We start from the raw sequence: 13817 nt of genomic DNA on the forward strand, positions 1-13817 counted from the left end.
GTTCGGTCTCGGGCGAGTCAGTCCTCGGCAGGCTTGACGAGGGGATGCGGAACCGACTTGAACTTGGCCGGTGATCCGTTGACCGCAGCAATGCCGGTGATGCCGCCCCACGTCATCATGGTGAGGTAGTCGATCAGCGATTCTGCGGACATCGACTTGTTGGAGATCCACCAGTGCGTCGCGAGCTGAATTCCGCCGACGATCCCGAACGCCCACGGCAGGGAACCGCCGGAATCCATCTCCATCTCGCGAAGACGATTGCCCAACACCGTGGAGAGCAATTCGGCGATCATGCGCTCGGAATCGGCAACGACGTCGCGGTTGGCGCCGGCGCCGTTGGCCATGACGTAGAGGTAGATGTCGGGGTCGGATGCCACCGTCTCGACGTACGCGGTGATGCTGGCCTGGGTGAGTTCGAAATCGTCGAGATCACCGCTGATGGCTTCGTAGATACGCGGCGACAGGATGGTCTCGACGTACCGCATCATCGTGGCGGTGGTGAGGTCGCTCTTGTCGGCGAAGTACCGGTAGAGCACGGTCTTGGACACACCGATCTCGGACGCGATCTCGTCCATGCCGATCTCACGGCCGCGGGCCCGGATAGCAGCGATGGTGCCGTCGACGAGTTCCTCGCGGCGAGCGATCTTGTGTTCGCGCCACCGACGCTTGCGACCGTCGGATTTCTCGGGCTTCGCATCAGCAACGACTGGGCCGTCTACCTGCTCGTTGTCCTGCACGGCATTCTTGGCCACGAGTCATCTCATATCTGTGGTGCGAGCCACGTCCGATCGGTCTACTTTCTGGTCCAGCTTAATGTCCGTGCCTTTATCTCGGGCACTCACATCCGCAGTTCGGGGGATTAAGTCCTAGCGAATCGGACATCGTGTCGCTCGCGCTACGCCGCGTCACACCTTTCGGCACAATGGCGAGGGTGCAGCAACTGAGCCTCTCCGCCTTCGACGACGCCGCCAAGCGTCGGGACCTTCGCAAGATGAAAGTCTTCGCCACTGGCCTCCTCGGCTTCGCGACGGTGGTCTACATCTTCTGCCGGTGGCAGGAATCCCGCGGCGCCGGAGAGTGGGTCGGGTACGTCCGGGCCGCGTCCGAGGCGGGCATGGTCGGCGCGCTTGCCGACTGGTTTGCCGTCACCGCGCTCTTCCGTCATCCGATGGGGCTTCCCATCCCGCACACTGCCATCATCAAGCGTAAGAAAGACCAGCTCGGAGCCAGTTTGAGCTCGTTCGTCGGTCAGAACTTCCTGGCTCCCGAGGTTGTGTCGGCCAAGGTGCAGCAGGCGCAGATTCCGCTCCGCCTCGGTACGTGGATGGCTGAACCTGCCAATGCCGCTCGCGTCGCCGCCGAGACGTCGACGGTATTGCGCGGGATGGTCGAGGTTCTTCGCGACGAGGACATTGCCCAGATCATCGACAACACGATCGTGAAGCGGCTGGCCGAGCCCATGTGGGGACCGCCGATCGGCCGAGTGCTCGGGGAGCTGCTCAAGGACAACAAGCAACTGCCGATCATCGAATTGCTTGCCGAGCGCGCGCATCAGTGGGCACTCGGCAGCCAGGAGACGATCGACCGTGTGATCGTTCGCGATTCGCCGGCGTGGTCGCCGAAATTCGTCGACGCGATGCTGGGGGAGAAGATCTACAAGGAACTCGTCGAGTTCACCTGGAAGGTCCGTTCCAATCCCGAACACGAGGTACGCCTCGCTGCCAACCGCTTCCTGATCGACTTCGCCGATGATCTGCAGAACGACCCGGAGACCATCAAGAAGGCCGAAGGGATCAAGGCGGAGATCATGGGCCGCGAGGAAGTGACGGGTCTGGCGTCGTCGACGTGGCAGGTCGCCAAGCGCCTCATCATGGAGTCGGTCGACGATCCGAACAGCACCCTGCGGACCAAGGTCGCCGAGAACGTGGCCGGCTTCGGAGTCAGGCTGCGAGACGACGAATCCATGCGTGAGAAGGTCGACGGCTGGCTGGTGCAGGGCACCAAGTACATCGCGGAGAACTACACCGACGAGATCACCGGAGTCATCAGCGACACGGTCGAGCGGTGGGATGCCGACGAAGCGAGCCAGAAGATCGAGCTGCAGGTCGGTCGAGATCTTCAGTTCATCCGTATCAACGGCACCGTTGTCGGCTCGATCGCCGGGCTGCTGATCTACACGATTTCGACTCTCATCTTCGGCTGAGCTGTCCGGTATGTGACGTCCACCACGAGTGCTAGCAGTAGTGCTTGCAATAGTTAGCACCCTCTCCTATCCTGGGAAATGTCCACTGGAAAGGGAGGACGCAATGCCAGCGAAGTCGACGAACTCCGATGACGGAGATCGTGAATTATCCGGTGCCGCAGCCGGAGCAAGCGACTTGGCAGCTCGCGTCGTCAGCTCTGCGGCACACGACATCGGGGGGTTCATTCGTGCACAGCGGGAAGCCGCCCAAGTTTCGATGCGCCAACTTGCTCAACTCGCCGGCGTCAGCAATCCGTATCTGAGTCAGATCGAACGCGGATTGCGCAAACCGTCGGCAGACGTACTGGCGCAAATTGCCAAGGGTCTTCGGGTCTCATCAGAAGTCCTGTACGTCCAAGCGGGATATCTCGAACAACGCCCGCACAGTCCCATCAGGGACGCGGTGTTGGCCGAGACGGCCATCAACGAACGGCAGAAGCAAGTACTGCTCGAAATCTACGACTCGTTCTGTCGCGAGAACGAGTCGTCCAGACCAGCCGCAGCGCCCGATTTCGCTGAATCGGCCGCAATTCCAGACACCGAGACTTCACTAGGAGAACAAGATGACTGACAAGAACGCCATCGACAGCGTCAAGACCTCGCTCTACGCCGCTGTCGGCGCAGGCGACCTGGTTGTCCAGGCCGTGGCCGATGTAGTCGCTCAGGTTCGTGAGCGCGCCGAGAACACCCAGGGTGACGTCAACGGCCGTGTCGACGGTGCCCGCGAGAAGCTTGCTTCCGTTCAGGGTGACGTTGCCGAGAGCGTCGAGGCACTGCGCGAGCGTCTCGCCGGCCTGCCGTCCGAGCTGCCCGAAGAGCTCGCCGAGCTGCGAGAGAAGTTCGCACCCGAGGAACTCCGCAAGGTCGCCGAGGCATACCTCAAGGTTGCCGGCGATCTGTACAACTCCCTCGCAGAGCGCGGCGAAGACGCAGTCGAGCGCATCCGCAAGCAGCCCGCAGTCGAAGAGGGCATCGCTGCTGCAGAGTCGGCACTCGGCGACGCCGTCGAGCTGACCGAAGACGCACTCGGAACCGTTGCTCGTCAGACGCGCGCCGTGGGCGAGCAGGCTGCCAAGCTGGCCGGCCGCGCTGCCGGACGCATCTCCGACACCGCAGAAGAGGTCGGCGAGAAGATCGCTGACGCCGGCGAGAAGATCGCCGACGCAGGCGACGAGGCAGCACTGAAGGTCCTCGACCTCGGTGACCAGGCAGACGAGGCTTCCAAGGAAGCTGCTGCTCGCGTGACCGCTGCTGCTTCCGACGTCCAGGAGCGCGCGACCACCGCCGCCAAGAAGGCCGCTCCGGCCAAGGCTGCACCGGCAAAGGCTGCTCCGGCCAAGGCCGCCGCGCCGGCTCCGGCCAAGAAGGCTGCTCCGGCCAAGAAGGCCTGATTTTGCCCAGCTCCACCTGACGAAGGCTCCCGCGCTCAGCCGAGTGTGGGAGCCTTCGTGTTCGTCGGGAACCGGATGAGAACTTAGGATGTAGTTGTGACTCAAGTCGATGGGCTAGTCGGTCTGATCTTTCTCGCACTGAAAGTGCTCGCGTTGGTGGGTGCTGTCTACGCGATCGTTCATGCCGTCAGGCAGCGTCCGGACGCCTTTACCGCGGTCAACAAATTGACCAAGCCGATCTGGCTCGGAATTCTGATCGTTGCGGCGTTGATCCTGCTGGCGACATCCCCTGTCGGTCTCCTGGGCATCATCGCGGTTGTTGCAGTGTGTGTATATCTCGTCGACGTTCGACCGCGCGTGGACGACATCCAGCATGGCGGTTCCCGCTGGTAGCGGGCCGCGGTTTCTGCTCATCCGGTGACGCGGTTCCAGGTCACCGTGTGTTGCCCCACTCTTCGCTCCAACGCTGACAACGCGCGTTGTTCGAGTGATAGTGTCGGTTAACGGCAGTCACACATAGATTGCATCCGTCTGTCGTCAGCAGCAGTCAGGGGTAAATGCATGTCCAGTCGTTCGCGAACCACAGAGCTTCGAGTACTGGCAGGCGCCGTCGGAGTGGGAGCACTCGTCGCGGCAGTCGCTGGGATCCGTCATCGGCGATCCACGCGCGGGTTGACTCTTTCGAGCGACGTCGAGCCCAACGCACTCCTGAAGACTCCGACGCTCAAAGCTGATATCAGTGAGCTGACCACCGACGACGGTGCGATCATCAATGTCCGGGCTTACGGTCCCGTCGACGGCGATCCGATCGTTCTCAGTCACGGCTGGACGTGCTCAACCGAATTCTGGTACCCGCAGGTCAATGCGCTTGCCGGTGAATATCGCGTCATCACCTACGATCAGCGCGGTCACGGACGCAGCACCGTCGGTAATCTTCCGCTCGGCCCGGACGTCCTCGCCGACGATCTTTCTGCCGTGCTGGCAGCCACGGTTCGCGAGGACAAGAAGGCGGTCATCGTCGGTCACAGCATGGGCGGGATGAGCATCATCGCCTGGGCTGGTCGTCACCCCGACGAGGTCAAGAAGTACGCGTCGGCGGTCATGCTCGCGAGCACCGCGAGTGAAAGGTTGATCGCCGAGACCACGGTCATCCCACTGCCCAATCGCTTTCCTCGGGTGCCTGTCCCCGTGGGCCGCGCCATCCTCAGTTCGCCCGTTCCGTTTGTCTCCTCGGGCGCCATGACGAAGGCGATCCAGTACGTCTCGATGTCACCGAACGCGACCAAGGCCGAGATTCAGTTCTGCGAGAACATCGTTCGTGAGTGCAAGCCGCGTATTCGTGGCGGTTGGGGAGCAGCGCTGAGCACCCTCGACATTCACGAGGGACTCGACAATCTCGAAGTGCCGACCACCGTGCTCGTCGGTTCGCTCGATCGGCTCACTCCGCCGGTCCATGCGCGCAAGCTTGCGCAGGTCCTCGACGACGCCGGCAACCTCGAACGGTTGATCGTGTTGCCGGGCGTCGGTCACATGTCGTCGATCGAGAACATCGACGAGTTCGACAAGGAAATCGTGCGACTGCGCAATCTCTAGCGCGCGGTGACTCCGAATCTGCGTAGTTCGAGAGCCGGATTCTTCATCCGAACCTCCGCGATTCGTTCGAGGGAGACGGTTGCAGTCGCCATACCCACGCGTTCTCCCAGAGATGCGACGATGACGCCCATCGGATCCACAATCATGCTCGCGCCTGATCCCGCCGGTGCGCATTGGTCGGCCGCCGCGACGTAGATCGTGTTCTCGATCGCGCGGGCGCGGACGAGAGTTGTCCAGTGATCTTCCTTCAACGGGCCGGGCACCCACTCTGCCGGGAGGAGGAGAACGTCGGCGCCTGCATCGACGATCCGTCGTGTCGTTTCCGGGAAGCGAAGGTCGTAGCAAGTCTGAAGACCGAACCGGACGTCTTCCACGACAAAGGTTTCGGGGTCGTGAATCTCACCGGCACGGACGACGTCCGATTCCTTGTAACCGAAAGCGTCGTACAGGTGCAGCTTTCGGTAGATCGCAACGACACCGAGTTTCGGGGCCAGGGCGACCAAGGTGTTCGAGATCTTGTCGGAGCCCGTAACTGCCTCGTTGATCCCGGCGACTATGTGAATGCCGAGAGTTGTTGCGAGGTCTGCCAGCGCTGAGACGAATTCGCCGTCGAGCGACTCGGCGGTCAAGACGAAACGTGAGTCCATGCTCGGAGCCGTGAACATCGCGTACTCGGGAGCGACCACGATGCGAGCGCCGGATTCCGCCGCTTCGCTCGCCAGTTTCGTGAGTTGCTCGAGATTCGACTGCTTGTCGAGTCCTGGGGCGTACTGTGCGATTGCTACGTCGACCATGTGGTTGTGCCTTTCTGGGCTTGGGGCGCCGGCATTCTCTCGATCTTGCCGAGCACCACGGTGTAACAGAAGATTCCGCCGATGAGTACCGCACCGGTCGCGATGAACGCGCCGGCGAACGAACCGGTGGCGTCGACCACCATGCCGGTCACGATGGGCGCCGCGATTCCGAGCAGATTCGCCACGAAATTGACGATGCCGCCGAGCGACCCGGTGTATCCCTCAGGCGCAATGAGCGCCACGATGGACGAACCTGCGGGGACCGACACTGCCAGTCCTGCTGCTCCGATCGAGAGGAAGATCAGGGCGACTGCGATCGATCCCGCGTATGCCGCTCCCGTGACAGCAAGTGATGCCAGGAGGCTGACCACGAGGACCGTACGGCGGACCTTGGTGACGTCACCCGTTTTGGCCAACCACCTGTCCATCAGGATGCCGGCGATGAGGAACTGTGCGATCACGGCGACGAGCCACGGGATCATCGTGTAGATGCCGCCCTTGAGGAGGTTGACCCCGAAACTCTTCTCCAAGTAGGCGGGGAGCCAGGTCAAGAGCACGTAGTAGGCGTACGTATAGGACGCGTACCCGAGTGCGAGTCCCCAAGTCTTGCGTCGCCGCAGGAGGTAGCCCAGACCATTGAGCGAACCGCTGGTTTCTGCGTCCTCGTCTTCGGCGCCGCCCTCGCGGATGTAGTCGAACTCCGCTTGGCTCAGCCGACCTTTCGCCAGTGCCTCTTTGGGCGTCAGATACAGCAGCCACCAAATCGCGAGGTAGGCCACGGAGAGGATGCCGGTGAAGATGAAGGCCGCGTGCCAGCTGAACGTCGTGACCAAGAACGCCATGATCGGGATGCCGATCACGTTCGAGATCTTGGCACACCCGTCGAAGATGGAAGTCGCGGTCCCACGCTCCTGCTTCGGGAACCATTGGCCGATTGCTTTCCAGCCGGCCGGGACAGTAGGCGCTTCGCCGACACCGAGGACGAGTCGGGCGACCAGGAGCATTCCCAGTCCACCTGCCGCAGCGGAGGCGAACGACGCCACGGCCCAGAGAAACGCGGCAGCTCGATTGACCCACCGCACGCCGATGCGGTCGATGAACGAACCGATCGGCATCTGGAGCATGGCGTACGTCCACAGGAACGCGGACGAGACCATTCCCATTTGCGAAGCGCTGATGTCGAAGTCGCGCATGATCTCCGGTGCGGCAATGGAGAGGTTCACGCGGTCGATGTAGTTGACGAACATGCCGACGCCGAGAACTCCGGCGATACCCCAACGGGCACGGCCGATCTTCGGCGGGACGGCCGCCTTTATCGGTGACGAGCCGGGTTCCGAGGTTTGTGTTGTCATCGAGACTCCCGAATCCGAGTGATCTGATCGAGCGGTCCGGCAAAGCCGGCAGCGAGGGCACCGTGCTGCATGATCAACGCCATCTGATCAGCGCCGTGTCGGACGGCAAATTCTTTCTCTTCCACGCTCCACGCCGGCAGTACCCACGGCTTGCCTGCTTCGGCTGCCGCTGCGGCAACGATAGCGAGGTCGGCAAAATCGCCCTCGGTACGTGTGTATGCACCGCGTTCTCGGCGCAGCGAAAGATCGGACGGGCCAACGAAGACGCCGTCGACGGTGTCCAGTGCCAGGATGTCTGCGATGTTCTCGATTGCTCCGGCATCCTCGATCATCGGGTAGCAACGGGTGAAGGTGTCCTGGCGACGGACCCAGTCGTCGGTGAAACCGCCGTAGTTGGTCGTGCGCCCGCCGGCGAAACTACGGTCGCCTAGCGGTGGGAATTTGGCGAACGCAGTGACTTCCTTTGCATGGGAAGCATTTTCGATGTGCGGAATGACAACGGCAGTGGCGCCGAAGTCGAGAGCCTGCTGAATGGGTCCGCGCTCGGGTCCCAGTACTTTCGCGAGAACCTCCATGTCCAGGCCGCGAAGGAAGGGGATGAATCGCTCGAGGTCGGCAAGGTCGAACGACCCGTGTTCGATGTCGAGGATCACCGCGCCGTAGCCGAGCCCACGCGCAATTTCTGCTGCGGCAAAGCTTGGATCGGACAGCCAGATCGCGTGACGGCGGTCGGCGGGAGTGCTGAACATGCTGGTGGGCTCCTTGGCAGTAGGGATTTTACGACTGATCTGATCGGTGTGACGACCCGCACAGCTGTCGTATACGTCATGTATACACAGAGAATACTTGGTGTGTCCAGAGTCGGTATGATGAATTTGTTACAAGTTCGTCAACCCGGCGGACGCCAGTGCGAAGGGATTGTGATGTCGACACCGGCAACTGCCGACCCGTCAGCCACCCAGGGGCCGGCACGCGACCGCGTCTACGTCTGGTTGCGGGACGAGATCATTCGTGGATCGATCGAAGGGGGGCGATTCCTGGACGAGCTGTGGGTCTCCGGGACCATGGGGGTGTCCCGTACGCCGGTCAGAGAGGCATTCCATCGGCTGGCCGCCGAAAAGTTCATCACTCTCCTGCCGCGCAAGGGCGCGCAGGTCCGAACCGTGACAGCCCGTGAGCTCGAAGAGGTCTACCAGAGCCGGCAACTGATCGAGGGTCACGCGGTGACGGTGCTGTGTGCCCGAGGCTTCGGCGCGCCGACGTCAATGATCGAGCTGATCGAACCGATGGAAGCTGCAGGGCGCGAACGTGATTGGTTCGAGGTTTCCGGTCTCGACCGGCAATTCCATCTTGCGATGGTCAGAGCTGCACAGAACTCGGTACTGACCGAACTCTACGAGTCGCTCCGGTCACGGCAACAGAGAGTTGCGGTGCGCGCCCTGAACGTGGGACCGCACCGCCTGGACACGATCAATGCGCAGCATCGTGCCTTGGTTGAGGCGCTGGACGAATCCGATGCAGACAAGGCTCTCGAAATTCTGGCCGCACACCTCCGGCCGGTACCGGAGGTCCTTGCCCTTTTGCCTGCCGATCAGCCTTAGCTGAATACGACCGTCTTGCGCCCGTGGACCAGCACACGATCCTCGAGGTGCCAGCGCAGTCCGCGTGAGAGCACGAGCTTTTCGATGTCTCGACCCTGGCGGACCATGTCGGCGACATCGTCGGCGTGGTCGACGCGGATCACGTCCTGCTCGATGATCGGACCGGCATCGAGTTCGGCGGTCACGTAGTGGCAGGTGGCGCCGATCAACTTCACGCCGCGGGCGAACGCCTGGTGATAGGGGCGGGCACCGATGAACGACGGCAAGAAGCTGTGGTGGATGTTGATCGCGCGGCCGGCCCAGTGCTCGCACAGTGATTCGGGAAGCACCTGCATGAAGCGTGCAAGAACCACGGCATCGGGGTTGTGAGCGTCGACCAGGGCGCGGACCTTCTCGAAGGACGGTCCCCGTTCGGCCGGGTCCTTGGCGAACGGAACGTGGTGGAAGTCGATCCCGTGGCGCTCGGTGACACTGCGCAGGTCCTCGTGATTTCCGATGACGGCGCTGATCTCTGCCGGAAGTTCTCCGCCCGCGGCGCGGCCCAGGAGGTCATGCAAGCAGTGACCTTCCTTGCTCACGAGCAGCACGATCTTCTTGGGTGCGCCGGAGTCGTGAAGAGTCCACTCGGTTTCCGGACCGATCTCGGCCGCAACAGCTTTGAAACGTTCACGAAGCTCGTCGATGCTCATGCTCACAGACGACGCACGGACCGCCTGACGCGTGAAGAACCATCCGGTGTCGGCATCGGCGTGGTATGCGGCCTCCACGATCCATCCACCGACGTCGGTGAGAAAGGTCGAGATGCGTGCGACTATGCCCGTGGTGTCGGGGCAGCCGAGGGACAGAACATAGCGACGATCGTCGATCGAAGGTGCAGCGGTCATGCGGCCTAGTCTCTCAGGTGCGGCTGCGGCGACGGTCGCGTGGTGGTGTGCCAAGCTTTCCATCATGTCTGAAGCTGCACTCACTCGTTCCCAGGTTGCCGCGATGGTGGACCACACTCTCCTCAAACCCGAAGCCACCGCGGCCGATGTGACCGCCCTGATCGACGAGGCACGCAGCCTCGGTGTGCTGGCCGTCTGTGTCTCGCCGTCGATGTTGCCGATTCGCGCCGACGGACTGGTGACGGCGGCCGTCGTCGGATTCCCGTCGGGGAAGCATCATTCACTGGTCAAGGGTGCCGAGGCGCGACTGGCCGTCGATCAGGGCGCAGCCGAGATCGACATGGTCATCGACGTGGGAGCGGCGGTCGCGGGCGACTACAGCGCTGTGCTCGCAGACATCCTCACCGTCCGTGAGGCGATGGGGGAGAGTGCGATCCTCAAAGTGATCCTCGAAACCGCTGCTCTGTCCGACGAGGCCATCGTCGAATGCTGCCGCGCGGCCGTGCGCGCCGGGGCGAATTTCGTCAAGACCTCCACCGGATTCCATCCCGCGGGTGGGGCGACGGTCGAGGCCGTCGAACTGATGGCACGGACGGTCGGCCCAGGCGTGGGAGTCAAGGCCAGTGGCGGAATACGTACGACGCAGGCCGCACTCGACATGATTGCGGCCGGCGCCACCCGTCTCGGATTGTCCGGAACCCGAGCAGTATTGGACGGTCTGACCGACTAGGTCAGCAGGCCGCAGCTGTCCGGCACCGCCGAGGCGTTCTGGTTGTTCGCGTCGGCGACGGGCATGGCGTAAGCGCCGCCCTCCAGTGAGATCTGGATTGCGTCGTCGGTGACGGTCAGCTTGGTGGGCTTCATGTCCAGCGGGTACGTCTGCAGGCTGTCGGTGAGTGTCTGGACGATGCCGTCGACCAGGTCTGTCGGCAGACCCAATCCGAGAATCTCGGCGCCGACGGTCTGAACGTCGACCACACCGTTGGTGACGGTGGGCTTGACCGTGAGCTTCGCGAGCCCGACCGGTCCGACGTCGAACGCGAGTGTTCCGGCGCTCGAGTCGGCGGTGACGCCGGAGACGAGGCCACCGAAGGTCTGCTCCTGCAAGGTGGCGAGAATGCCTGCCGTAGACCAGGTGACGTCGGCGCTGGAGCTGCCGATGGTGCCGCTGTTACCCGCCGAGGGCTGCAAGTTGATGTCGTTCACCTTCGCGTGAACCTGCATGCCCGTTGCGGGGCCGAACGAAGAGTCGTCACTGTCGATGCTGATGTACGGCACCTTCTTGTCGACTGCCTGCAGGAGTACGGGCTTCCAGCTCAACCCGACGTCGACCTGGGATCCCAGTTCGCTCTGGAACTGATCGGCCATGCAGGTCTTCACCTGGTTGCGTACGTACAGTTCTCCACCGACGAGTGCCGCCACGAGCACGGCGATCACCACGAGAAGGATGACGAGCACTCGGTTGCGCGGACGAGGGTTGTTCGCTGCGACAGTCATTCGCCAGATTCTTCCCGACGAGTCTGAACGAACTCTGTGAATACGCACTTCCTCATTCCTGTGATGCGCGACACAGTCGCCCGTAGTCTGTTCGAAACGGCGTTTTCGACGGTCACCGGAGGTGGTCATGGCTTCGGACTACGAATCACTCGAGCTGCTGGCGCTGCGACAGTGTGGATTCGTCACGGCTCTCCAAGCGTCCGAACTGGGTTTCGGTCTGGCGTCGATGGAGGAGATGGCGGAATCCGGAACATGGACATGTGAGTGCCGCGGACTCTTTCGCCTCGAACGCGTCAGACATACTGCCTTGGACGAATTTGCGAAGTGGTGCACGTGGTTCGCCGGTAGCGCCACCGTCTCGCATTACAGCGCCGCAGATCTACATGGCCTCGGGCACCTGCAACCTCGCTTTATTCATCTCTCGACAGCGCACCCACTCGCGGCGCCGACCCGCCAAGTCGCCCTGCACCGACTGCCGCTCGCGGACGACGAGTGCGAACAGATCGGACCCATCCGCATCACCACGCCTTTGCGCACCGTGCACGACCTCGCATCCGGTGGAATTTCTCAAGTTCTGCTCAACGAAGTAGTCGCCGATGCGGTAGCGATAGGTCGACTCGACGCGCACGAGTTGTATCTCTCGTGTGAAAACGCGAGCATCGACGTTGCCGTCCGAGTGGAGTTGGCGCTCGCCGCAAGCCTGTAGTCGAGATAGTATTTTGAGCTTCTGCGACCTTCTGGCATCACGTTCGAAATCGAATATGAGACCAATATCAGAGATTTGAAATGCGCTACTTCGGGGCGAATATTCTGACTTCAGTCCAGGTGGAGCGATATCTGCACCAGTACTTCGGGACTTTCGACCCATGATCGCTGCAGCTTGGTGATGTCGGCGATGAACTAATTCGGCGAAAAGCGTAGTTACTTTACAGTCAATGGGATAACGTCACGGCATCAAAAGCAGACGGACGCTTGTCCTGGACGGCTGTCTGCTCCCGTGTGCGAGAGGGATGTGGATGTCCGTGAGTGGTGTTCGTCGTATTGTCGGTGGTTTGAGTGCGTTTGCTGTTGCTGCGGGGTTCGCGGTGGTGGCGGGTGTCGGGGTTGCTGGTGCGGCTCCGGTGACGGCTGAGTTCAATTCCGATGGGTACAAGGTGACTCGGACGATCAGTAACGGCACGCCGTCCGAGGGTGATGTGATCACGTCGAAGACGGTGTTCAAGCGAACTGCTGGGGTTCACAATCTGTATGCGGTGCGCGATTTTCATCCGGCGTGTATGACGTATGTCGATGGTTCGGCGACGGTGAACGGTAGTGCGTTCCGTGTCAACGAGGTGGCTACTGATTCTGTTCGGTTGAGTGCGGGTGCTACGGAGTGGCCGATGTGGGGCGGTGACGTCAAGACGTTCGAATTCCAGTATCGCGTCGGCGCGGATTGTGCTCGTGGTACCAATTTGTCGACGACGGTGCATTTCGACGGGACGGTGTTCGTTGACGACACGACGAATGGTCGTGGCCCGTCGATCAATGTTCAGAAGAACGTCTCGACGACGGCCGTGTCACCGGTCAGTGGCGCTCAGGTGGGGCAGCCGGTGACGTTGAGTGCGACGGTGACCGGTGGTGCCGACGGTGATTCGGTGGAGTTCTTCGACGCAGGTTCCAAGATCGGTGCGGGCGCGCTCGCCAATGGTGTTGCAACACTTGCCTGGACACCGACCACCCGTGGAGATCACTCGATCACAGCGAAGTTCGCCGACACGGCGCGTGCCGTCGGTTCCGCTTCGGCAGCGCTGATCGTGAACGTTTCGCAGGCCGATGCTCAGTCCAGTACGACGCTGGCGCCGATCTCGGGCGCGCAGGTCGGCAAGTCGACCACTCTCAAAGCGACTGTGTCCGCGTCGGGCACCGGTGGAACGGTCACGTTCAAGGTCGGCGGAACGGTGCTCGCTTCGGTGCCGGTGGCAGGCAACGGTGAAGCGACCTACGCCTGGGTTCCGACGGTTGCCGGTGCGCAGAACGTCGAGGCTGTGTTCGCCGGCAGATCCGGCGTCACCGGGTCGAGTACCACCGCGAATGTGACAGTCGCCGAACAGCCCGCCGGAACAACAAGCTCCACAACAGATCTCAGCGTAGTAGCGGGGCAGGTCGGCGTTGCACAGACGATCTCCGCTCAGATCAGTCCTGCAAATGCCGGTGGCACAGTCACCTTCAAGGACGGTGAGACCGTCATCGGCACGGCTACGGTCGATTCATCCGGGAAGGCCAGCCTTTCGTGGAAGCCCGCAACTCAGGGTCAGCGAATTGTCGCGGCGGAGTACTCGGGCGCCGGCACGGTGACGGCATCCTCCGATCAGGTCTCCGTCCAGATCGCCGCACCGGTCGACGGTGAAGAACCAGGCAACGGCACCGGTTCGCTCGGCAGCCTCGGCAACATCTTCGGCTCCTAGCAATCAATACCCGGTG

Annotated in this window: 15 protein-coding genes; 9 read left to right on the plus strand and 6 right to left on the minus strand. The window is 62.1% G+C overall.

The genetic code is table 11. The annotated features are described in order from the left end of the window. Positions 1 to 17 precede the first annotated feature (17 nt). Entirely contained in the window at positions 18 to 752 is a 735-nt protein-coding gene (locus AC2ETI_RS17245) for a TetR/AcrR family transcriptional regulator (protein ID WP_003941527.1), read from the minus strand. A 170-nt stretch (positions 753 to 922) separates the two neighbouring features. Between AC2ETI_RS17245 and AC2ETI_RS17250 the strand changes: the two genes are divergently transcribed. The 5 genes from AC2ETI_RS17250 (at position 923) to AC2ETI_RS17270 (ending at position 5226) form a co-directional block, all read left to right on the plus strand. After that, the gene (locus tag AC2ETI_RS17250; RefSeq protein ID WP_020968906.1) at positions 923 to 2203 is read left to right on the plus strand and encodes a DUF445 domain-containing protein; all 1281 of its coding nucleotides are present in this window, start codon (positions 923 to 925) and stop codon (positions 2201 to 2203) included. A 103-nt stretch (positions 2204 to 2306) separates the two neighbouring features. Beyond that, a complete protein-coding gene (locus AC2ETI_RS17255; protein WP_019744418.1) occupies positions 2307 to 2813 on the plus strand; it encodes a helix-turn-helix domain-containing protein in 507 nt (168 codons plus the stop codon). Continuing rightward, positions 2806 to 3633: a heparin-binding hemagglutinin gene (locus tag AC2ETI_RS17260; protein ID WP_483634151.1), complete on the plus strand. Its 828-nt coding sequence runs from the start codon at positions 2806 to 2808 to the stop codon at positions 3631 to 3633. Before AC2ETI_RS17255 ends, AC2ETI_RS17260 begins: the two co-directional genes overlap by 8 nt. Positions 3634 to 3729: 96 nt before the next feature. Continuing rightward, a complete protein-coding gene (locus AC2ETI_RS17265; protein WP_003941505.1) occupies positions 3730 to 4026 on the plus strand; it encodes a DUF2516 family protein in 297 nt (98 codons plus the stop codon). Between the two features lie 168 nt (positions 4027 to 4194). Next, positions 4195 to 5226: an alpha/beta fold hydrolase gene (locus tag AC2ETI_RS17270; RefSeq protein ID WP_021333908.1), complete on the plus strand. Its 1032-nt coding sequence runs from the start codon at positions 4195 to 4197 to the stop codon at positions 5224 to 5226. On the opposite strand, the gene AC2ETI_RS17275 is transcribed toward AC2ETI_RS17270, so the two are convergent. The 3 genes from AC2ETI_RS17275 to AC2ETI_RS17285 are packed head-to-tail and all read right to left on the minus strand — an operon-like array spanning position 5223 to position 8121. Further along, positions 5223 to 6020, minus strand: a complete 798-nt coding sequence (locus AC2ETI_RS17275) for a carbon-nitrogen hydrolase family protein (protein ID WP_003941519.1) — start codon at positions 6018 to 6020, stop codon at positions 5223 to 5225. The genes AC2ETI_RS17270 and AC2ETI_RS17275 overlap by 4 nt on opposite strands. Next, the gene (locus AC2ETI_RS17280) at positions 6008 to 7372 is read right to left on the minus strand and encodes an MFS transporter (protein WP_003941494.1); all 1365 of its coding nucleotides are present in this window, start codon (positions 7370 to 7372) and stop codon (positions 6008 to 6010) included. The genes AC2ETI_RS17275 and AC2ETI_RS17280 overlap by 13 nt, the downstream gene beginning before the upstream one ends. Continuing rightward, the gene (locus AC2ETI_RS17285) at positions 7369 to 8121 is read right to left on the minus strand and encodes an HpcH/HpaI aldolase family protein (protein WP_020968908.1); all 753 of its coding nucleotides are present in this window, start codon (positions 8119 to 8121) and stop codon (positions 7369 to 7371) included. The genes AC2ETI_RS17280 and AC2ETI_RS17285 overlap by 4 nt, the downstream gene beginning before the upstream one ends. 174 nt (positions 8122 to 8295) lie before the next feature. Between AC2ETI_RS17285 and AC2ETI_RS17290 the strand changes: the two genes are divergently transcribed. After that, entirely contained in the window at positions 8296 to 8973 is a 678-nt protein-coding gene (locus AC2ETI_RS17290; RefSeq protein WP_020968909.1) for a GntR family transcriptional regulator, read from the plus strand. Here AC2ETI_RS17290 and purU read toward each other — a convergent pair. Next, complete coding sequence (gene purU, locus AC2ETI_RS17295; RefSeq protein ID WP_003941509.1) at positions 8970 to 9857, minus strand: formyltetrahydrofolate deformylase; 888 nt, start codon at positions 9855 to 9857, stop codon at positions 8970 to 8972. The genes AC2ETI_RS17290 and purU overlap by 4 nt on opposite strands. Positions 9858 to 9921: 64 nt before the next feature. On the opposite strand from purU, the gene deoC reads away from it, so the two are divergent. Further along, on the plus strand, positions 9922 to 10587 hold the full coding sequence (deoC, locus tag AC2ETI_RS17300) for a deoxyribose-phosphate aldolase (RefSeq protein WP_024488037.1): 666 nt from the start codon (positions 9922 to 9924) through the stop codon (positions 10585 to 10587). On the opposite strand, the gene AC2ETI_RS17305 is transcribed toward deoC, so the two are convergent. After that, positions 10584 to 11354: an LmeA family phospholipid-binding protein gene (locus AC2ETI_RS17305; RefSeq protein ID WP_029254824.1), complete on the minus strand. Its 771-nt coding sequence runs from the start codon at positions 11352 to 11354 to the stop codon at positions 10584 to 10586. The genes deoC and AC2ETI_RS17305 overlap by 4 nt on opposite strands. Before the next feature lie 127 nt (positions 11355 to 11481). Between AC2ETI_RS17305 and AC2ETI_RS17310 the strand changes: the two genes are divergently transcribed. Further along, the gene (locus tag AC2ETI_RS17310) at positions 11482 to 12060 is read left to right on the plus strand and encodes a type IV toxin-antitoxin system AbiEi family antitoxin domain-containing protein (protein WP_069146209.1); all 579 of its coding nucleotides are present in this window, start codon (positions 11482 to 11484) and stop codon (positions 12058 to 12060) included. A gap of 310 nt (positions 12061 to 12370) precedes the next feature. Continuing rightward, on the plus strand, positions 12371 to 13801 hold the full coding sequence (locus AC2ETI_RS17315) for an Ig-like domain-containing protein (RefSeq protein ID WP_279163251.1): 1431 nt from the start codon (positions 12371 to 12373) through the stop codon (positions 13799 to 13801). Positions 13802 to 13817 lie beyond the last annotated feature (16 nt).

The organism is Rhodococcus sp. MurmanLake-1 (assembly GCF_056945715.1).